18 protein-coding genes and 1 pseudogene are annotated in these 21540 nt (G+C 40.4%); 6 read left to right on the top strand and 13 right to left on the bottom strand.

Annotation, left to right across the window (positions count from 1 at the left end; genetic code table 11):
* Nucleotides 1–103: 103 nt before the first annotated feature.
* The 3 genes and pseudogenes from H6G28_RS37045 to H6G28_RS28990 form a co-directional block, all read left to right on the top strand.
* A pseudogene (locus tag H6G28_RS37045) lies at nucleotides 104–253 on the top strand (response regulator); the annotation flags it as partial.
* 5 nt (nucleotides 254–258) lie between these two features.
* Nucleotides 259–2526 carry a hybrid sensor histidine kinase/response regulator gene (locus H6G28_RS28995; protein ID WP_190676124.1) on the top strand — a complete coding sequence of 756 codons (2268 nt, stop codon included), beginning with the start codon at nucleotides 259–261 and terminating at the stop codon, nucleotides 2524–2526.
* 278 nt (nucleotides 2527–2804) lie between these two features.
* Nucleotides 2805–3773, top strand: coding sequence for a glycosyltransferase family A protein (locus tag H6G28_RS28990; protein WP_190676121.1), 969 nt, complete (start codon nucleotides 2805–2807; stop codon nucleotides 3771–3773).
* Nucleotides 3774–3974: 201 nt separating this feature from the next.
* On the opposite strand, the gene H6G28_RS28985 is transcribed toward H6G28_RS28990, so the two are convergent.
* Complete coding sequence (locus tag H6G28_RS28985) at nucleotides 3975–4979, bottom strand: aspartate carbamoyltransferase catalytic subunit (protein ID WP_190676120.1); 1005 nt, start codon at nucleotides 4977–4979, stop codon at nucleotides 3975–3977.
* A gap of 697 nt (nucleotides 4980–5676) precedes the next feature.
* Nucleotides 5677–6630, bottom strand: a complete 954-nt coding sequence (locus tag H6G28_RS28980; protein ID WP_190676118.1) for a stage II sporulation protein M — start codon at nucleotides 6628–6630, stop codon at nucleotides 5677–5679.
* Nucleotides 6631–6906: 276 nt separating this feature from the next.
* On the opposite strand from H6G28_RS28980, the gene H6G28_RS28975 reads away from it, so the two are divergent.
* The gene (locus tag H6G28_RS28975; RefSeq protein ID WP_190676116.1) at nucleotides 6907–7761 is read left to right on the top strand and encodes a glycerophosphodiester phosphodiesterase family protein; all 855 of its coding nucleotides are present in this window, start codon (nucleotides 6907–6909) and stop codon (nucleotides 7759–7761) included.
* 16 nt (nucleotides 7762–7777) lie between these two features.
* Complete coding sequence (locus tag H6G28_RS28970; RefSeq protein WP_190676114.1) at nucleotides 7778–8560, top strand: RDD family protein; 783 nt, start codon at nucleotides 7778–7780, stop codon at nucleotides 8558–8560.
* 118 nt (nucleotides 8561–8678) lie between these two features.
* On the opposite strand, the gene H6G28_RS28965 is transcribed toward H6G28_RS28970, so the two are convergent.
* The 10 genes from H6G28_RS28965 to mfd form a co-directional block, all read right to left on the bottom strand.
* Nucleotides 8679–9026 (bottom strand): DUF5615 family PIN-like protein, encoded by a 348-nt coding sequence (locus H6G28_RS28965; RefSeq protein ID WP_190676112.1) that lies wholly within the window; start codon nucleotides 9024–9026, stop codon nucleotides 8679–8681.
* The gene (locus H6G28_RS28960) at nucleotides 9016–9399 is read right to left on the bottom strand and encodes a hypothetical protein (protein ID WP_190676110.1); all 384 of its coding nucleotides are present in this window, start codon (nucleotides 9397–9399) and stop codon (nucleotides 9016–9018) included. Before H6G28_RS28960 ends, H6G28_RS28965 begins: the two co-directional genes overlap by 11 nt.
* A gap of 35 nt (nucleotides 9400–9434) precedes the next feature.
* Complete coding sequence (locus H6G28_RS28955) at nucleotides 9435–10394, bottom strand: restriction endonuclease (RefSeq protein WP_190676107.1); 960 nt, start codon at nucleotides 10392–10394, stop codon at nucleotides 9435–9437.
* A 149-nt stretch (nucleotides 10395–10543) separates the two neighbouring features.
* Nucleotides 10544–10804 (bottom strand): hypothetical protein, encoded by a 261-nt coding sequence (locus H6G28_RS28950; RefSeq protein ID WP_190676105.1) that lies wholly within the window; start codon nucleotides 10802–10804, stop codon nucleotides 10544–10546.
* 9 nt (nucleotides 10805–10813) lie between these two features.
* A complete protein-coding gene (locus tag H6G28_RS28945; RefSeq protein WP_190676103.1) occupies nucleotides 10814–11377 on the bottom strand; it encodes a Uma2 family endonuclease in 564 nt (187 codons plus the stop codon).
* Between the two features lie 13 nt (nucleotides 11378–11390).
* Nucleotides 11391–11612 (bottom strand): type II toxin-antitoxin system HicA family toxin, encoded by a 222-nt coding sequence (locus H6G28_RS37040; protein ID WP_190592818.1) that lies wholly within the window; start codon nucleotides 11610–11612, stop codon nucleotides 11391–11393.
* Nucleotides 11609–11827, bottom strand: a complete 219-nt coding sequence (locus H6G28_RS28935) for a type II toxin-antitoxin system HicB family antitoxin (RefSeq protein ID WP_199332963.1) — start codon at nucleotides 11825–11827, stop codon at nucleotides 11609–11611. The genes H6G28_RS37040 and H6G28_RS28935 overlap by 4 nt, the downstream gene beginning before the upstream one ends.
* A 330-nt stretch (nucleotides 11828–12157) precedes the next feature.
* Nucleotides 12158–12718, bottom strand: a complete 561-nt coding sequence (locus H6G28_RS28930) for a hypothetical protein (RefSeq protein WP_190676101.1) — start codon at nucleotides 12716–12718, stop codon at nucleotides 12158–12160.
* Entirely contained in the window at nucleotides 12718–14103 is a 1386-nt protein-coding gene (locus H6G28_RS28925; protein ID WP_190676099.1) for an AAA family ATPase, read from the bottom strand. Before H6G28_RS28925 ends, H6G28_RS28930 begins: the two co-directional genes overlap by 1 nt.
* A 218-nt stretch (nucleotides 14104–14321) precedes the next feature.
* Nucleotides 14322–17939, bottom strand: a complete 3618-nt coding sequence (mfd, locus tag H6G28_RS28920; protein ID WP_190676097.1) for a transcription-repair coupling factor — start codon at nucleotides 17937–17939, stop codon at nucleotides 14322–14324.
* A 350-nt stretch (nucleotides 17940–18289) separates the two neighbouring features.
* On the opposite strand from mfd, the gene H6G28_RS28915 reads away from it, so the two are divergent.
* Nucleotides 18290–19615 carry a hemolysin family protein gene (locus H6G28_RS28915; RefSeq protein ID WP_190592814.1) on the top strand — a complete coding sequence of 442 codons (1326 nt, stop codon included), beginning with the start codon at nucleotides 18290–18292 and terminating at the stop codon, nucleotides 19613–19615.
* A gap of 232 nt (nucleotides 19616–19847) precedes the next feature.
* Here the strand turns inward: H6G28_RS28915 and H6G28_RS28910 are convergent, their stop codons facing one another.
* Nucleotides 19848–21029: an aldo/keto reductase gene (locus H6G28_RS28910; protein ID WP_190676095.1), complete on the bottom strand. Its 1182-nt coding sequence runs from the start codon at nucleotides 21027–21029 to the stop codon at nucleotides 19848–19850.
* Nucleotides 21030–21540 lie beyond the last annotated feature (511 nt).

The raw sequence follows: 21540 nt of genomic DNA, 5'->3' as shown, positions 1-21540 counted from the left end.
GCGATCGCCAAAAAACAGGGTTAAAACAGTCAATATGAGTAGCAAATGAGTAGCAGATAATTGCAGAGATGCTCAAAAGCTTGATTTTAAAGGCGAAGGTGATACTTCCCAATCGGAAGAAGATATTCTTAAAGCCTATAATTTAGCGGCTAATTGTTATATCACCAAGCCGGTAGATTTTGATCAATTCGTTAAAATTGTACAATCCATAGAAAATTTCTGGTTTGCGATCGTAAAACTGCCGCCGGAGTAATCGAAATGGCAGGAGAAATAATAAAAGTCTTATTAGTTGAAGATAACCCTGGCGATGTTTTTCTCTTACAGGAGTTATTAAAAGAAGTCAAGACAGCACAGGTAGATTTGCGTCCGGTTGAGGAATTGTCGGCAGCACTCAACTTATTAGCGCAAGATAGTTTTGATGTGATGTTACTAGACCTTTCTCTACCTGATAGTCAAGGGATTAGCACTTTTTTAAGGGCAACTCGTCAAGCAAGAACTACACCAATTATTGTGCTAACAGGTTTAGATGACGAAACTTTAGCACTCCGCGCTATGCAAGAAGGAGCGCAAGATTATTTAGTCAAGGGGCAAGTAACTGGTGATTTGCTTGTGCGTTCCATGCGTTATGCGATTGAGCGTCAACGGATTGAAGATGCACTGCGCCAGAGCGAGGAACGGTTTCGCGTAGCATTGAAAAATTCGCCGATTTTTGTATTTAATCAAGATAGAGAGTTACGTTACACCTGGGTTTATAATTCAATTTCTGGCTGGACAAATGAAGATATGCTGGGTAAGCATGACTCAGAACTGCTCCCAGATGCAGATGCTCAAAATTTAACTACCATTAAACAAGGTGTCCTGACCACAGGAATAGGCACAAGAGCCGAAGTATTGCTGACTACGCCCCAAGGGATTCGCTATTATGATTTGACTGTTGAGCCATTACGCAATGAGTCGCAAGATATTGTGGGGATAACTTGCGCCAGTATCGATATCAGTGAAAACAAACAAACCGAAGCAAAAATCCGCGAACAAGCAGCATTATTAGACATCACCACAGATGCAATTTTTGTGCGCGATTTAGAGAATAAAATTTTGTTTTGGAACAAAGGTGCGGAAAAACTTTATGGCTGGCAAGCATCAGAGGCTTGGGGAAAAAATGTTAGCGAGTTATTATTTGATGAATCTTACCCGGAATTTGAAGCAGCTTGGTTAAACGTCGTCAGTAAAGGTAAGTGGCAAGGTGAATTAACTAAAAGAACGAAAGCACGTAAAGAGGTATTAGTAGCGAGTCGTTGGAGTTTGGTGTGCGATCGCCAAGGTAGACCCCAATCAATTTTAACAGTAGATACGGATATTACGGAGAAAAAACGCCTAGAATCGCAACTGTTTCGCGCCCAACGCATGGAAAGTATCGGCACTTTAGCCAGTGGCATTGCCCACGACCTCAACAATATCCTCACACCAATTTTAGCCGGAGCGCAATTATTACCACTGAAGTTCCCTGATGCTGATGAACGAACCCAGCATTTATTAGAGATTTTAGAAATTAATGCCAAACGTGGTGCAGACTTAGTTAAACAAGTATTATCGTTTGCGCGGGGTGTGGAAGGGCAACGCATCAATTTGCAACCTCGACACTTAATTGTCGAAGTTGCCAAGATTTTGAAAGAAACCCTACCCAAATCGATTGATGTGCGCCTTGACTTATCACCAGAGTTATGGTTAGTTTCAGGAGATAGTACCCAACTCCATCAAGTGTTAATGAATCTCTGCGTCAACGCCCGTGATGCGATGCCTGATGGTGGTACTTTAACAATCACTGCGGCAAACTTGTTAATTGATGAAAATTACGCCCGGATGAATTTAGATGCCAAAATCGGCCCCTACACAGTGATGAGTGTCTGTGATACTGGGATTGGCATTCCAGAGGAAATTTTAGATCGAATTTTTGAGCCATTTTTCACGACTAAACCTGTAGGACAAGGCACAGGTTTAGGACTTTCTACCGTTTTGGGAATTGTGAAAAGTCACGGCGGTTTTGTGAGTGTAGAAAGCCAAATCGGTAACGGAACTTGCTTTCGGGTTTATTTGCCGAGTGTGGGTGAACAGGAAATTTTTAGCCAAGACGAAATCACACTGCAAGTTGGTCATGGAGAATTGATTCTGATTGTAGATGATGAACCCTCAATTCAAGAAATTACCAGAACATCCCTAGAAACTCATCATTATGAAACTTTAATTGCCAGTGATGGCATTGAAGCGATCGCTCAATACGCCAAAAATTCCAATAAAATTAGTGTCGTGCTGATGGATATTATGTTGCCTTCATTAGATGGGGTTACAGCCATCCGTACCTTACAAAAAATTAACCCCCAAGTCAAAATTATTGCCACCAGTGGACTCATACCAAAAGAGAAACTAGGGGAAATTACGAAAATGGGTGTCAAGAAATTCTTAGCTAAACCCTACACTGTGAATGAATTGCTACTCAGTTTGCAAGAGATTCTCAACGAAGATGGTTAATCGTCAAGCGCCTTTGCGTGAGACAAAAATTATCCACTTAATCAGCAAGCCCTAATTAACACAGCTAAAGGCAGATAAATTTGTACTTCAGCAGACTAGTAAACTTTGTATTGATACATATTTATTTTTTATAAGTATCTACAATTATTGTAACTTGTAATATCATATCCGGCAAATCAGTTATGATTAAACATGGCTTTATTGAAAAGTGATATTAGTAAATAAAGCTAATTTTAATTGAGCTTTTTTACAGGTACAAATATCAAGAATATAATAATATGAACAACAAACAATTCTTGACTATTGTTACAGCTACACGCGGCAATTATTCAGATTATTGGTTAAATCAGCTATTACAAGTAAAAGGTGAAGTTAAATTCATTTTAGTTTATCCACCTGATTTAAATATTAAGGAAATAGATGATGCTAGGGTGAAGGTTTTAATCAGTCCTTACAAAGGGGAAGTCATCCAAAGATTCATAGGTTTAATTAATGCCGAAAGTGATTATGTGATGGCATTAGACGATGATGATTTTGTACATCCTGATATTGTAGAATTATCCACACAGTACTTTCAAAGGTTTCCTGAAAGTTGGGTTTTAAGACTAAAAATTGAAAATATTAATCATTCTGATAAATCACGTATTCAACAAGACTGGGAATCTCTTCCAAATTTGGAGGAATTGGAAATTGATAAAAAAACAGCAGAAAACCCATTTCCATTTAAACAGGGAAACTACAAAGGTTTACTAGAAGTACCAATTGCTCCTTTATGTAAAGCCTTTGATTTTCGCTATGTAATTTTTCCTTGGAGAAAAAGAACTGATCAAAACGGCATTCATTTTGAAAATTTTAATAATAAAATTTGGCAAACGCAACGAGTTAAAGCAGCACTGAATGAATTATCACAAGCCATGCAAGTTTCCAGTGCGTTAAAGTGGATACCTATGTGGAGTCTGGATAGATTGCTAGGCTTGTTTATCCAAGCCAAGTTTTATCAAAAAGATACGATAATTGGTCATGCTATGCCTAAGCCAGAACAAATTAGATTTATTGTTCGGGATAGTTATTTAAAGGAAACTAGATTATATTTAATGGCAGAAATTTTGCTAGTTAAGTGTTATCCTCAGTATGGCTATTTATGGAATCTAATTGTTTGGCAAATTGCTACACTACCAAGAATCTTAGCTAGGGGATTTTTAAATAATCAGATGTCGAAGTGTCGAAACCAGTCAATCTCTAATTAGGTTTAATTCTGTCTTTCTACTTAAACAAAGTGGCTCTTCAGGAACTTTTATGGAACAGAATAATAAATAAAACCTAAATAGAGCCTGTATTTATTTTGCTGTAAATGGGTTTTAAGTTTTTGAGCCTTTCTATGAAACTGTAATTTTAATGCTCAACCATAAAAACAACCGAAGAACCAACAAAGTTTCCTAAATTAACAATTAAGTCTTCCCACTACCAATCAAATACAACAACGCCATTCTGACAGCCACACCACTAGTAACTTGCGATTGAATCAAGCTAAATTCTGGGTCATCCATTAAATCAGAACTAATTTCTACACCACGGTTTACAGGGCCTGGGTGCAGAACTTTCACATCAGGTTTGCACAGTTGCAATTTTTGTCGGGTAATGCCAAATAACTGATGATATTCCCGCAAACTAGGAAGTAAATGTGCTGTCATCCGTTCTTTTTGCAACCGCAGAGTCATCACAAAATCTGCTTCTTGTAAGGCTGGTTCTAATTGCCAATGTAAAAATAGTTGACCATTGAGTGTATCTTTTCTCTCACTATATATATACTCAGCAAATAACTTGGGTAACAAAGTCGGCGGTGCAGCTAAATGTACTTGTGCGCCACTGGCAATTAAACTCCAAATATTCGATCGCGCTACACGAGAATGTAAGATATCCCCAATGATCGCAATTTTTTTCCCCGCCAACATTTCGATATTGGGATGATCTCGGTCAACTAAAGTGCAGATCGTAAATAAATCCAGCAATGCTTGGGAAGGATGTTCATGTTGACCATCCCCAGCATTGAGTATACTAACTCGCACGCCCAAACGATCCATTTCTTGAGCGATCGCATCTGGGACACCTGCTTCCTTATGACGGATGACCATAATATCAGTCCCCATCGCCAAATAAGTCTTAGCTGTATCGAGGATTGTCTCACCTTTGGTCATCGAAGAAGTGGAAGCCGCAAAATTTAAGGTATCTGCACTTAAACGTTTTGCTGCTAGTTCAAAACTGCTGCGTGTACGGGTAGAAGGTTCAAAAAATAAATTTGCCACCACCTGTCCTTGCAAAGTTGGTACTTTCTTTGTCCGCCGTGATAGGACTTCTTGAAAACTTGCAGCCGTTTGCAAAACAGTATTGTATTCAGCAGTAGTAAAGTCAGCTAAAGAAATGACGTGATGACGATTCCAGGTGGTAGTAGGCATAAATACGTGCGTTGTGGTGTCAAGATGCAATCAATTGCTTCTCTACCAAATATTTACTTTTAGTATGCAGAGGTAATAATAGCACTTGCTTTCAACATCGAGACTAATATCGAATGGAACTCAGACTATAGAAGTCAGAATTGATCACGACTTGATGACTCATAGTCAGGACTGACGCATCGCTCTACCCGGATTTCTCACCACACCTTTCAAAGCCTGTGCAGGGGAGCAGGGGAGCTTTCAAGGGCAGGCTTTTTTTATTAGACAAATTTTTGGGCTTTTAAAACCAAAATTATTGTCTGAACAGTTAAAACTACGTTTCATAATTGAGAATATTCTCAACTATTTATCGAAGGTTTAAAAACCTGCCCTTGAAAGGAGCAGGGGAGCAGGGGAGAATGAAGGTACTCTCTCCCCTGCCCCTCCGCACCTCTGCCCCTCTGCCCCATCAAACGCCTGAAGCTTGTGAGAAATGCGGGTCTCCTGTCCGAGACGCTGGACTCAGGGTAAAAAAGTCAAAAGGAAAAAGAAACAATGTTGTACCATAGAAATCATATTTGATTTTTGAAAAAAATCAGTACACCCAGATCAGGCTTCTTTCCTACTCCCGACTCCCCATTCCCTACCTACACAAATAAATTCAGAAATCAAACCGGATTCCTATAGTTCTACTAAGAAGGACTAGAGATAAAATTGACTAACCACGTTTGCGGTTACAATACAACACCAAAAATACAAATAATCCTAGTCCCGCAAGATATTTAATTGGGTCTGGGACATTGGGATTAGGCGAAAAAAAGCCTTCTATTGTACCAGCAATAATTAACATAGGTACAATCCCAAAAACTAATTGTGCCGCTTGAAAACTATAGAACTTTAACGCATCACCACGGCGATATTTACCAGGAAATAAAATTGCTCTAGCTAATAATAAACCTGCACCACCCGCAAAAAATATCGCAGGTAATTCCAAAGCCCCGTGGGGAAAAACAAACGCCCAAAAAGGATAAGCTAAATTATTTTGACCGACTAAAGTACCAACAGCACCAATTAATAAACCATTAAATACCATTAAATAAGTTGTGTATAATCCCGCCGTAATTCCCCCAGCAACCGCACCAAAAGACACCGAAAGATTATTAATCATGATGCTGCTGGATGCCAAAGGTTCAACTCCCACAATCGACCCCATCCATAATTTATGCTCATCCCGTACCTGAGAAATTAAGTGTTGTGGCACTACTAACGACATAAATGTTGGGTCTTGCCAAGCATACCACCAACCAACCACTCCCCCCAGCAAAAACAAAGCTGTAGCCAAAGCAATATAAGGAAATGTCTGCTGTACAACTAACGGTAAACCCCAACGGTAAAATTCCAGCGCCGCCCGCCATTCTTGTCGCCGCGAACCTTGGTAAATTTGGGTGTAACCGCGAGTTGTTAAAATTTGCAAACTTTGGATTAAAGTCTGACCAATTTGTTGTGTACGGGCGCGGGCTAAATCCGCCGCCACGGAACGATATAAACTGGCTAATTCCCTAATTTCTCCAGCGCGTGCTGATTTCAGTCCTTTTTTTTCTACTTGCTTTAATAAAGCATCCAAACGCTGCCAATTTGGTTCTCTGCGGGTAATCCATCGTTGAATATTCATAGAGTCGGGGAGTAAGGAGTAGCTTGGTAGAAGGGGGACAAGGAAGACAAGGGAGACACGGAAGACACAAGAAAAAACTATAAATTACATCTTCATCAAGAAATGATATGAGCAATTAGGATTCATTTTCTAAAATTTATTCCCTAACGCAGCCTAAAACCTCAATTATGTCTACATTTGTTAATTACGAATTACAAATTACGAATTACGAATTGCTATAACCTACCTTAAGATAGCCACAAATTCACAACTGTACTTTCAAGGAAATTTGGCATCATGTCGGGAAATATTGGTTCTCCAAGTCCTATACAACCACTCAGTGTGGGAAATGTTGTCAGTGCAGGTATAAGGCTATATCGCTCTCATTTGAAGGATTATTTTTTATTGGCATTAAAAGCTTATGTCTGGATATTAGTACCTATATATGGCTGGGGAAAATGTTACGCCCTCATTGCGCTAATTTCGCGCTTGGCTTTTGGCGAACTAGTTAATCAACCAGAAAGCATCTCATCAGGCGAACGCTTTGTCAATTCTAGAATGTGGCAATTTTTACTGATGACGCTGTTAATGGGTTTTTTAGGCTTAGGTATTGTGTTGGGAATGGCTATTGTATTTGGGCTGTTTGGTTTTTTGTCAGCAGTCTTAATTGGGGGATCTGGTCAACAGGCAAATCCTGCTAGTGTGATTTTATTGGTTGCGATCGCCATTATCGCAGGCATTGGAATTTTTCTGGGAGTTTTTTGGTTTTTAACTCGATTTTTCTTGGTTGATGTGCCTTTAGCTATTGAGGAAAATATTGACGCGACATCATCTATTAGTCGTAGCTGGGAGTTAACCGAAGGTTATGTGTGGCGGATTGTATTAATTTCCTTTATTACTTTTTTAATTACCATCCCAATTCAAATTCTCGTGCAGATTATTACTAGTATTCTTCAGGTGGCTTTTTTTGCAATTAGTGGAGAAGATTCTGGATTGTTTGCGCTGCTTTATTTTGTCTTAGTTCTGGCTTTAAGTTTTACTAGTGGTGCGGCAATTGTACCATTGTGGCAAGCAATTAAAGCCGTGGTTTATTATGACCTCCGTAGCCGCCGGGAAGGGTTAGGCTTACAGTTACGCGATCGCGAAATCTAAAGTAAAAATATTATTTATGCACTTTTTTAACCGCGTTAAATTCCGCACCCCCGAAAGCGTCGAACTAGAATTTACCCTCGCTGGGATAGGAAACCGTGCTTGGGCTTTGGTAATTGACTATCTGGCATTAGCTGTAATTATCTTAGTGTGCGTCTATGCCTGGATTTATGTATCTGGTCAGTTAGCTGATATTTTGGAACAACAAGAGGCTATTGGTTCACAAGTAGGACTTTGGCTAGTTGCCATTACCTTTTTACTTCTCTTCGGAATTTACGTTGGTTATTTTGTATTTTTTGAAACTCTATGGCAAGGGCAAACCCCAGGAAAACGCTTTGCCAAAATTCGGGTCGTGCGAGATGATGGTAGACCCGTTGGATTAGCACAGACAACTTTACGCGCCTTACTCCGACCTTTAGACGAATTTTTCTTTCTGGGTGCTTTTTTTATTATGTTTAGCAGCCGTGAAAAACGCCTGGGTGATTGGGTCGCTGGTACAATTGTGATTGAATCTGAAATAGCCACACCATCGGCAACTTTCACAATCTCAGAACAAGCAAAGTCACTTTACACAGAATTGCTAGATATTGCTGATTTATCGCAATTATTACCAGATGATTTTGCCGTAATTCGAGAATACTTGCAGCGACGTGGCGCAATGGCAACTAAATCAAGAGTAGCACTTGCTTCTAAGTTAACTCAACAAGTCGCAGCCATTGTTAACTTAGATAACTTGCCAGCAGTTGCGCCTGATATTTTTTTAGAAGCTGTTTATTTAGCTTATCAACACAAAGAATTTTAGTCTTATTTATTGGTATTTAACTCTTGGGTTTTGCCTGCACGAAATTTTGCGATTTAGCGATCGCCTCAGAGCAAGCTTTTCGTTGGAGAGATGAACTGGTGATTACAGAGGTTGAGAGTCAATAATTCCATTGATTAAGAATCACGAATTGATTATTAAGTATGTATTCTGCTGCTTCCAAATTTGCGATCGCCTTTACGATTAACTGATAGCTCATATTTTTAGTAGCATCAGAATTTTGATAAACAGCCAAAATTCCTGAATGTACTGGGTTGGCTTGATGCAATTCCTGGAAGTCATCACAGTTGCGTGTAAGTAGCACTCGCTGATTTTGCCTAGCGTAGTTTAGTACAACTGAATCGGAACGATTCATTAAACCTGCTGTATTAACTGTGACCACATCATAACCTGCTGCTTGTAGAAGATTGACCAAATATTTTGCCTGTGAATCCTCATCAAGCAGCATTCGTAGACTCAAGTGGGACTCCTTTTGCTTCTAAGCGATGACGTTCTTCGTCGGATTCTAACTTCAGTAGTTCTTGATGACTCTCACAATAACTAATCGCTTCATAAATAGCAGATATCGGTAAATCCCAATTTTCTGCTGCTTCCTCTGGCGACATCTGATTTACCATCATGTCTTGCCAAACAGTTGAGGCAAGTAATTTACGCCCTTTAATATAAAGTTGTTTCCGCCAACTGTGAGGACGTGCAACTAGATATTGCCAGTTATCCATCTGAGGCGTGTCTTGCAGGGATTGAATTACAGCACTGATGAGAGCAAGGCGATCGCTCACAGGAAGTTTACAAGCTTGTTCCTTCAGTTCTTGCAAGGACATAAGAAAACGCTCGAACAGGGTTTGGCATCTCAATTTTAGTATACTAATTTTCCATCAAGTTGTACTGCTTCCACTTTAGTTCTCAAAAGAGACTCAAAACTATCATTACCTTCCAAAAGAAGTACAAATTCCTTTAAAGTAAAAAGTACGATTAGCTTTTGACTGAGTGCTTTTTTTATATCAATAATTGCTGCATCCGTATAACCTGATTCAGAAATGAAAATGCCACGAGCATCACTCCTCAAAAATATTCGCATCATATGCTGTGCTACATCTCCAGGGCTTAATGCTTCTTTACACCATTTCATCTCGACTAAATACAAATGGTTGTTAACCTCAATTGCACCATCAATTTGTTGAATTATTCCTTCGTTATTTTCTCCAGTTATAGTGAAGGATTCTCTCACCAAAATATTCTCACTTTCAAAAAAAATATTTAAAATACTTTCTAGTTCTTTACCTCGCTTTTGAGGATTAGTTTCCTGATATAGCTTGATTAATTCAAACTTAATTTTTTCTCGTTTCTGTCTCTTAGATTTTAGTGCATCTACTCTTGCTTGCTCTTCGGCTTGACGTTTTTTCCTATCTTCTTGAAGATTTGACTCAATCACTTGCTGCATTCTGGTAAAATAGTCTTTAACATTGACTATCTCTCTCACCTTAGCAACTAACCCCATAGCTAGTATTTGATCGTTATCCCAACACCTAGAAAAATCCTCAAACTCAGTAACTCTTTTAACAATTTCCCTTCTTTCACGCAGTGCATCCTCTCCAGCTTCGTTAAGTCTAACTAATGTTCTACGAGCAATTTCATATTTGTTAATACTGCTTGGATCTTTCTGAAGTTGTTCGCTGATATCTGCTAAAGTTTTTTGGCTAACTCCTGCACTGGAAAAAAATATTAAAACATCTTTCTTGCTCTTACAAAGTTTAGGAATAGTATCTACTAACAGATTTAGAAAATCAGGTGTAAAATGGTATACTTGTCCGCCCATATTTTTAGTTTTTTAACAAAAATAACAATAATTTTATTTTTAAATTTTCTTTAAGAAGCTTGAATTTATAACTTTATAAAAATCATTATACAACAGAGTTTTTATAGTATAAATTATACCTCTACATATAGCAAATACATCAACTTAACCTAAGTTCGTTCACGGGTCTCAGCATCACGGCGTAATTGACGAGCGTAGGCTTGACTATCTGTAATATCAGGTCTTGAATTGATCACGCCTTCACTCTGCCAATAAGCAACAAGTTCTGCGCCTGTCTTTGGTTGATTTATTAAAACTTGCCGGACAGTCAGAACACGAAGAATATATTCAGAAAGAGTCAAATTAAGTTGAGAAGCTTCATTACAAAGCTCTTTTTCTAGGTCTAGTGGTAAATCAAGATTAATATTCATGTTCACTTTCTACTCTAATAGCCAACCGAACAAATCACCTACTGTAAGCTGTAACTCATTTGCAAAAGATGGAACAGGAAGTAACTGCTCTGCCTGATCAAATAACTCTGGTGGTTGGTTTGAGAAATATACAAATACTAATTTTTCACTAGAGTCAATAAGCCAACCCATTTTAGTTCCATGCTTCAAGGAATGCAAGATTTTAGCAATCACCTTAGTTTGACTTTGCTCAGAAGAAAGGATTTCAATTATCCAATCGGGTGCTAATGCAAAAACATTTGCTACACCCCCATTTTCATTTCGCGGAATTCTCTCCCAAAGAAACACAGATACATCTGGAACAATAGCACGTCCAGCAAAAATGCAGCGCAACTCTGGAAATGCACGCGCAATTTTCTGCGGCTTAGTGACTCCATTGATGGTGATGATTAGTTCACCTTGAATTGTACTGTGTTCACCTTGCGGCATGGGTTTCTGAATAATTTGAGCATCAATGTATTCACTAGCAGGTTTAGTTTCTGGTAGTTTGAGAAACTCCTCTAATGTCAAATTTTTGGATGGTGTCTGTACCATTGGGAACTATATCCTAAAGTAATGCGATAAACTCCTCTACACTTAAATCAATATCTCGAATAATCGCCCTCAAAGTTCCTTTAGCTAACTCTTGATGATCAGGAACAACAACTTGAGCAAATGGCTCATCTCGACGCATAATAATGTGACTGCTTTCTCTTCGCTTTTGGTAGAAACCAATTTTTTCTAAAGCTTTGACACATTCTTGCCCTGAAATGCTGGGTAGCTTACTCACACAACCACCAGAAATGTTTCAAAGTTTTCTTCTGGGATAGGTAAGCCATCTTCTTGGAGAGCTAAAATATAACCGGCGATCGCCTCTTTGATATTCAAAAGAGCTTCCTCTTTCGTTTTACCTTGGCTAACGCAACCTTTGAGGCTGGGACACTCCACAATCCAGTAGCCATCTTCGTCCCGATACATGATTACTTGCCTGATATTTTGGCTCATGTTTACAAGCTATGTATAGTCACTTCTAAATTTTATCGTTAACCAAGAGTAAGTACTGGCAGAAAGCAGGATTATAAACTGAACTACACGCTATTTAAACAATAGCTGCTTCTGCTTAGATGTTCAGAGGCTTGCCGTAGGCATTGCACCTTACATTCTCCCCATTGCATCAATCAAACTTTGCAGTTGTTAATAATGAATCTCAAAGGCAACACGTTCAATCTAGATTGCGCCGTCAATCAACACTCATTGCAACGTTAATTTTCGTAGGCGTATCATGAATTGGCGATCGCACAAATTGTGAACAAAGTTGAGGAGAGCTATTACCTATCATCCTCCGATCAAATGATTGAAATGAAGGTAATTTGGTGAGCTAATTTTTAGCATTTTATCTGGACGGTCATGATTGTTAGTTTGGCGACTAATACGTGTTTTTTGCTTGGCAATACTAATTTCCTTAATGCTGACGAAACGATATACATAATCGCTGAGAAAATTTTGCTGATTCCAAAATGACTGACCAATTTTTTGACAATAAGCAATAAAACACTCCCCTCCTTTAAGTTGCTGAATGATTTCTATTTCTGAACCGCCTTTTCCTCCCTTCATTTCAATATAGAGAATAACTTTTTTGTCCTCTGTATCAGCAATGATGACAAAATCTGCACGTTTGCATTCACCACGCTTTCCTTGAAATATCGTCTTTGGTGATTCAAAATTATCTGCCTTAATTACAATGACTTCATCATCTTTAGGCATCCCATAAATAGTTACCGAATATTTAGGATCTGTCAGTTCGGTGAGTATGACTTTCTTTTTGTCATAGTGTTCTTGCAATGGTACTGTAGCATTTTCCTGAATCATCTCTTTGAGGATAGCGATATCAGACATTACTCTTCACCCCAGACAATCGCTTCCTGAATGCGATTCATTGTTTCGATTGTTTTGTCAAAACTACGGGCTTCAATACCTAGTTGTGGATCAATATCTGCTGGTACCAGGGTCTGGCATTTTTGTCTTTTTGTTTTACCATCTGGTATTATCAGTTCTTCTTCCGCAATATAGACTTTGATTTTTTCAGCAGATATTAGTTCTTCTTGTCGATAACCTTCTTTTTCGGCAATTCGTTTGAGATAAGGTTTATCATGGTTGAGCATGATCAGTGTATTCAGTTCTTTGATAATATAATCACTGTGTGTGGTGATGAAAACTTTAATACCCAGGTTTACTAATCGAGCAAATAGCCGTGCGACGCAACGTTGATTTTCGGGGTGCAAGTTCAATTCGGGTTCATCTACCATGAGTAAATCGCCAAGTTGAGCCTCATGTCTCAGATAAAAACCAATGTCTAGTAGAGAACGCACCGCACTGGAACTTTCATCCATAGACAGCTTGACACGTTTACCCGTCGGCAAATAGTAAAGCTCATCATTGCGGGTAACTGTGTACTCACCACCGATAATTTTGGCAAAATCCGCCAGCACATCAGGATGATTTTCCGCGATAAAACTATTTTTTTTGACAATGCTTTCAAGTCGCCGTATAAAATCAACATTTTTCTTTATCGGTAGAGCATAATCTCCAAAATCTTTAAGTAGCAGTTCTACTCGATTGATATCTTGTCCAACACGACTAATTTCTTCTAGCAAGCGATTACGATCAAAATCTAAGTCTTTACGAAAAATAGCAGCCCCAGTTCGTTCGCTACTGGCGATGAAAGGGTTAGGAAAAAACTGATCAAAAATAATCTTTTTTAGTGCGTCGCTAATGATTTCTTCAAGGATTTCTGTGGGAATTTTTACTTTTTCTTTCTCAACCAGCAGAGTTACAACTAATTCTGTACTCTCTTCACTTTTGGTAATAGAAAAAAGTGATACCTCACCAGAACCAATTTTTAGATTAAATCCGCTTTTCAGAGGAATATTTTGGACATCAAGACTGATCTGAAACTCTGTTGTTTTAAATCGTTCGGCTGGTGCTGCAAAAACTTTTGATAATTCTTTAGTATAAGCCTGACAACCTTTAGTAATAATGTTTTCAGAGTGTTTGACATATTCTTTTATATCAAGACGAACTACACCGTCAGTAAGAAGCAGGTTAATCTTGTCAGTATTAATTTTGATTGACAACCTATCTTGCCAAGTAGATAAAAAGCCAAATAAGGCATAAGTAGCGTAGGTCTTTCCCGTATTATTGCAGCCACAAATTATAGTCAATTCGCCAAGTGTGAATTCGGCTTGCTTTAAAGCACCAAGATTTTTGACTTTAATTTTCATTGCCGTATTCCTTTAGCGATCATGCCCTAAAATTTCTGTCCAGCCATGCTTAAGCCTAAAACTTGTTATAGATGAGTTATCGAACTCAATAAACAAATTCCAAGCCCAGCATAGTTAATATTTGCATCGACTTGGGTGAATACACCAGAACATTAGCATTTAAATCATATCTCACCGATACTAATAAACAATCACTGTTTCATCAACTAAAAGATGTATTAAACAACAGCCGCCTCTGCGATCGCACCTTGCATTCTCCCCATTGCATCAATCAAGCTTTGCAATTGTTGGTCGGCTTTCATCACCGCTAAACCTCGGACTGTGACTTTTCCAGGGGAGTAAACAAAGCGGGTTTTCAGATGTTCTGGTAAGTTGGCTGCAAGTAAATTCCATGCAGGTTCTTCCATTGGGGTTTCTAAAATTACGTGTTGTTTGTTTTCTGGTTTGATGCGGCTAAATCCTAATTTTTTGGCTATTTGTTTGAGTTCCATAACGCGCAAAAGTTGATTGGCGGGAACGGGTAAAGTACCATAGCGATCGCTCCATTCTGCTGCAATCTGCGTGAGTTCTTCTTTAGATTTCGCCGCCGCTACTGCACGATACGCACTCATCTTTTGATCAATATCGGGAATGTAATCGGCGGGTATAAATGCGGTGAGGTTGAGGTCAATTTGCGTATCATCAACTTGGGGTATTTCTTGACCGCGAATTTCTCGAATCGCTTCTTCTAACATTTCCATGTACAAATCAAAACCGATCGCATCCATTTGACCAGATTGTTCTGCACCTAGTAAGTTACCCACACCCCTGATTTCCATATCGCGCATCGCCAATTGATAGCCGGAACCGAGTTGAGTAAATTCTTGTATCGCCCGTAATCTCTGCCGTGCTGCATCAGATAAGGTACGTTGCTTAGGATAAAATAACCAAGCATGGGCTTGAATACCTGCACGACCGACACGACCGCGTAATTGGTATAGTTGCGCTAATCCAAAACGGTGTGCGTCTTCAATTAAGATGGTGTTAACGCGGGGAATATCTAAACCAGATTCAATAATTGTTGTACATACTAAAATATCTGCGTCACCATTACTAAAGGTGAGCATGGTTGATTCTAACTCGCTTTCGTCCATTTGCCCGTGAGCGATCGCAAATCTTCCCCCCGGTATCATCTCGCGCAATTTGGCTGTCGTCTCTTCAATTCCTTCCACGCGCGGAACTACATAAAACACCTGTCCGCCTCTATCTAGTTCTTGGCGAATTGCACTGCGGACTGTTTCGGGATTTAACGGTGAAAGGTGGGTTTGAATTGGTCGGCGGGTTGGGGGTGGTGTGGTAATCAAACTCATTTCCCGAATCCCCGACAAGGACATATACAACGTACGGGGAATAGGTGTGGCGGAAAGTGTGAGTACATCAACCTGAGTTTTCAAGGATTTGATTTTCTCTTTTTGATTCACCCCAAATCTTTGTTCTTCATCCACCACCAATAAACCCAAATCGCGGAAAGATACGCCTTTCCCTAAAAGTTGGTGTGTACCCACAACGATATCTAACTCACCCGTCGCTAATCGCTTTTGAATATTACGGCGTTCTTCAGCACTGCGGAAGCGGTTGAGTAAGCCGACATTCACCGGGTAGGGGGCAAAGCGTTCTTTGAGGGTGTGGTAATGTTGCTGGGTAAGAATGGTAGTTGGTGCGAGGAGTGCGACTTGTTTACCAGAAGTCACAGCTTTGAAAATCGCGCGGATTGCGACTTCCGTTTTACCGAAACCAACGTCACCACATACTAACCGATCCATTGGCCGATCACTTTCCATGTCGCGTTTGACATCTTGGACGGCTTTTAGCTGGTCTGTTGTCGGTTGGTAAGGGAAAGAATCTTCCATTTCCTCTTGCCAAGGCATATCGTGAGGATAGGCGTAACCTTGTTGTTGCGATCGCGCTGCATATAATTTCAGCAAATCTACCGCTAATTTCTTGATGGCTTTACGGACGCGATTCTTGGTATTGTCCCAAGCCTTCCCAGTCATTTTGTGCAGTTCTGGGGCTTTATCGCCTGTGGCGCGGAACCTTGACAAAGAACCAACTTGGTCAGCCGCCACCCGCAACAAACCATCGGCGTATTGTACAACGATGTAATCGCGGGTTTCATTGTTAATCGTCAAACTTTCCAGCTTGACAAACTTACCTATCCCGTGGCTTCTGTGAACTACATAATCTCCCGGACGTAATTTATTCGGGTCAACTTGCTTGGAAGCCGCCTTCCGACGTTTGCGGATATATCCTGGCGTGGCGAGGGAATGCTGACCGTAAAATTCCCGGTCTGTGACCACGACTAAACGGAAAGTTGGCAGAATAAATCCTTCCAGTTCCGCCAAACCAGAGTATTTTAAGGCGACTGGGGTATGGTTGATTTGTAGCTTTTCAATGGCTTGGTAGTCGCGCGGGTTGGGGATAAATTGCGCCGGACAGTCGTGTTCTTGTAATAGAGAGACAGAACGGGAAGGTTGGGCAGAAATTAGCCAAATTGAGAAATTGCGATCGCGTTCTTGGCGTAATGTTTCCGCCAGCTTGCCAAACTGATGGGGTGTCACAGGTACAGAACGGCTGGCTAAATTAATCCCGTTGTTTTCCTCGGCGATTTCCGATAAATAAACAGTGGGAAATTGGGTAAGTTCAGTTAGACAATCATCAAACGACCGATGGATTTTCGGCAATTGCAGAGAACCTAAATCTAATTCCCCAGTCCCCAGCGACCATTGTTCCTCAGCATTTTCCACCCAGCGATCGCTATGGGCGTGACACTGTTCTGGTTCGTCAATGGCAATTAAAGTATTTTCAGGCAGATAATCTAAAACCGACGCAGGTTTATCAAACGCTAGACCCAAAAACCGCCGACTACCTTCTAGGAGTGCTGAGTGCTGAGTGCTGAGTGCTGAGTGCTGAGTCACCGAAGTTTGCTCAACGGGGGGAACCCCCGCACGCAACTTCTCGCTGAGTGCTGAGTCTGAGTTTGGTTCTTCTTTAAGAAAAGCTTGGAACTCAACACTATCTTTAAGTGCATCTAAGATAATCGGCGTAAAGCTGGTAGGAGTCAGCACAACCTGAGCTATTTTGTCAAGAGCAGAACGCTGGGTTGACGGGTCAAATTCTCTGATTTGCTCAATTTCGTCGCCAAACCATTCCAAGCGCACTGGCAATTCTGAAGAAACCGGGAAAACATCGACAATATCACCGCGCCGACTCCATTGACCTTCTGTTTCTACCAAAGGTACTCGCTCGTAACCCAAGGTAGTAATTTTGGTACTGAAAGTATTCAGGTCAAATTCCATGCCTTTAGTCAAGGTCAGGCTTAGAGGTGTAAAAGCCTCTGGCGGTGGTAAATGCGGCTGTAACGCCCCCGTAGTCGCAACCACAGCTATCGTCTTATTTTGACCATTAACTGATGACTGTTGACTGTTAACTGATAACTGTTGACTGATAACTGATGACTGACCCTTCACCAAATCCGCCAAAACCTGCATTTGTCCCCAGGTCATTTCCGTTTCGGGGTCAAAAGGCTCGTAAGGTGAGGCTTCGGAAGTTGGATAAAAATGTACTGTTGACCAGCCCATCGCCTCTAATTGAGCGTAGGCGCGTCCGGCTTCTTCTAGGGTCGCACAGACGACAAATAAATTCCTTCCTGAATTTTGTGCTAATGCCGATGCTACCAAGCCCTTGGGTAGACGGGGAATACCATTTAAGCGTAAATCTTGTTGACGATTGAGCTTAGAAAGTAGTTCTGTGGTGAGTGGCGATCGCGCCAAGGCACGCACAATCGAAGAAAATGCCATAAGTTCTACTAGAGGTGGAAGTCTTCAGTGATAAGAAAATCTATAGGTAGTTTATGTTCACTATTTTAAATGGGTTGACACTCCACTCATTACTTCTATGGAAGAATGAGGAAGTATGAAATATGAAGTATAAAGTATGAAGTATATGCCTATAGTCAGAGAATTTAGACATTTTCCAAGGTTAAATTCTGCGATTAGTAGTACTTTAACCTTCTACCTCCGAGTCTAGATTTTATTCTGGAGTCTTTTGCCTTTTTTGGTAAAAGCACACATCTCAGAACTTGAATAACGTTTAATACTAGATACTAGGGGTTAAGCATAGTTCGCTCCCTATTGCGGCAAATCCAAACATGTCCTCCATCACTTCTGAAATTTTAATCATTTTGGTACTAATTATTGCCAACGGGATCTTCTCGATGTCGGAGATGGCTGTTGTCTCAGCGCGGAAGGTCAGGCTTCAGCAGCTTGCTAATCAAGGAGATGCTAACGCCAGAGCAGCATTGAAACTAGCAGAATCTCCCAATAATTTCTTATCTACCGTTCAAGTCGGAATTTCCCTCATCGGTATTCTGACTGGTGCTTTTGGGGGAGCGACAATTGCTAACCGCTTGGCAGTATATGTAAAACTGATCCCCTTGTTAGCTCCTTACAGCGAACCAGTATCTTTTGGGATAGTCGTTTTAATTATTACGTATTTATCTTTGATCATCGGGGAATTAGTGCCGAAGCGTTTGGCATTAAATAACCCAGAAAGAATAGCAGCGTTTGTGGCGATCCCAATGCGGGCTTTAGCAGCGATCGCTTCCCCAGCAGTGCATTTATTGAGTGCTTCTACAGAATTGGTGTTGCGAATTTTAGGAATCACCCCTTCAGAAGAACCGCAGGTAACTGAAGAAGAAATTAAAATCTTGATTGAACAAGGTACAGAAGCGGGAACCTTTGAAGAAGCAGAACAAGATATGGTAGAACGGGTGTTTCGTTTAGGCGATCGCCCTGTCAGTTCTTTTATGACACCCCGCCCTGATATCATCTGGCTAGACTTAGAAGACACTGCCGAAGAAAACCGCCAAAAAATGACAGAAAATGGTTATTCCCGGTATCCAGTTTGTCAGGGAGGACTTGATAATGTCCTGGGGATCATCCCTGTCACCGATTTACTCGCTCGCAGTTTTCGGAATGAAGCTTTAGATTTAACAGTGGGTTTGCGTCAACCTGTATTTGTCCCCGAAAGCACCCGTGGCTTGAAAGTGTTGGAATTATTCAAGCAAACTATCACCCACATGGCCATTGTGGTGGATGAATACGGCGTAATTCAAGGATTAGTCACCCTTAACGACATTATGAGCGAAATTGTCGGTGATGTTCCCGCCGATCTCGACGAAGACGAACCCCAATATGTACAGAGAGAAGATGGTTCTTGGCTGTTGGACGGTATGTTACCCGTAGAAAAGTTTTTTGAACTATTCGAGATGGAAGAATGGGATGACGAACGCGGTAGCTATCAAACCTTGGGAGGCTTTGTCATCACCCATTTAGGCCGCATCCCCTCCGCCGCCGATCATTTTGAATGGGAAGGAATGCGGGTTGAGGTGATGGATATGGACGGTAATCGGGTAGATAAAGTGTTAGTTGTGCCAATGATTGATAAAGCAGAGGCGAAGAAAGAATCTGAGTAGAGGTTAGTGGCTAGAGGTTACAGGTTAAGTTGTTGCATTAGTCCCTAGCCTCTACTCCCTCACAAGTGTAGGTTTTTAACAGAGTGATGAGTAGCGACTCTAAAAATCACGATTTAATCAGAGTTCCACCCCCTCACACCCTTACACCCCTACACCCTAAATCAAGGTTTTTGGGGCATAACGTAAAAAACCTACACCAGTCAGCCACTCCCTACTCCCTACTCCCTAGTATTTACGATTGAGACAATCGCTTCACTTCTTCTCCACCCAACATTTCATGGGCTTTTGCCAAAATTTGGGGAATTTTCTGGGCTTGGGGACTCAGGACAAGACATTGGCGTAAATCTACTTCGTTGAGTTTATCTGCTTTGTTCCCAGGAAACCAATGACTAGCATTACCCATGAGATTGTAACGAGTTTTGGCATAGTCTACTAAGTCGTAAGCACGGGCTAAATTCCACAACCACAAAATTACCGGGATATTGATACCGCCGGGAGTGTGTTCCCAAGTGGGTAAGTTGAGATGCCAATTTTTTACCCAATCTTCGCCGAGAGTGGCGATCGCTTCTTCTTCCAGTCTTGCTAAAATTGGCGGTAAAATTTCGGAAGATTCATCTAATAACGCTAATGTCTTCAGGTGTTCATCAAAATCTTGGGGTTTGGCTGCGCCAATACTCAATGTATGCACCTGGGAATGACTCAAACAAAATAAATCATTAAACACCATCGGACTCAACGGCGCACAAAGATTCACTAATTTTTTTGGTGGGTTATATAACTTCCCTCCTTTATCCGAAGGACTAATAATAAACACACCCATATCCAGGCGAGTAGCAGCTAAAATAGCAGGCCAATTCCATTGATTAATGTAGTACCAATGCAGATTTACATAATCAAATTGATTGGTATTAATTGCCTGCACAATTAAATCTGTAGCACCGTGGGTAGAAAAGCCAATAAATCTGACTTTGCCTTCAGCTTGTAATTGTCTGGCTACATCCAAACAACCGCCAGGACGGACGCTATATTCTAGTAATTCCGCATCATTAATACCATGCAAACTAAATAAGTCTACATAATCTAACTGAAGATACTTGAGTGATTGTTCAAATGTTTTGCGGAATTCTTTGGCATCAGCAACGGGTGAAACTTTGGTTTGGACAACTAATTGTTCGCGCGGAAACTTGGGCAGAATTTTACCCAATTGCATTTCTGAGCTACCATAACCACGAGCAGTTTCAATGTGATTAATACCGAGTTCGATGGCTCTGTGAATTGTGGCTTCAAGATTTTTCTGGTTATCTGAAGGAATATCTGACCAAGCAACATCTTGCCATTTGAACTGATATCTCATGCCGCCGCAAGAAAAAACCGGCATCTGTAATTCTGTGCGTCCAAATCTTCTGTATAGCATTAGTGGATTGTGAATTTTTGGTATCAAGTCTCAGTTAAGCGATCGCTCTATCTATTTTTAAGTCCTGACACTGGTAATATCCATCGAGCCATAAAATGAGTCAGGTGTTTGGTTGTCAGATAGCGAGTTTTTTCAGTCCCACAAGACTAATTACCACATCCTACCCACTACTAGCAAGTGATTTTCAATTAAAAACATTCCATTATTTAGGGACAAGGGGGACAAAGGGGATAGTACTCTGCTTAGGTAAACAAATTAGATAATTTATTTTTTGGATTAATATATGCAAGAAATTAGACCAACATATCCCCAGGATTTGTTAGTCTAAATCTTTAAAAACCAACTATTTCAGCAATTGCTTATTGTTCTATCTAATTATGGTATTTGCACCCAGTTTATATTTGCTATTATCCAACTTTATTACAGCTGTAATCACAAACAATTAATTATAGGACTTACGCAAGAACCCTCTTAAATCCTCTTCACTTCGTGTCCTTTGCGCCCTTTGTGG

It is taken from the genome of Nostoc sp. FACHB-190, assembly GCF_014696905.1.
Classification (GTDB): Bacteria; Cyanobacteriota; Cyanobacteriia; order Cyanobacteriales; family Nostocaceae; genus Nostoc_B.
Note: the sequence above shows the minus strand (reverse complement) of the source record. Positions and strands in the feature narration are given on the sequence as shown.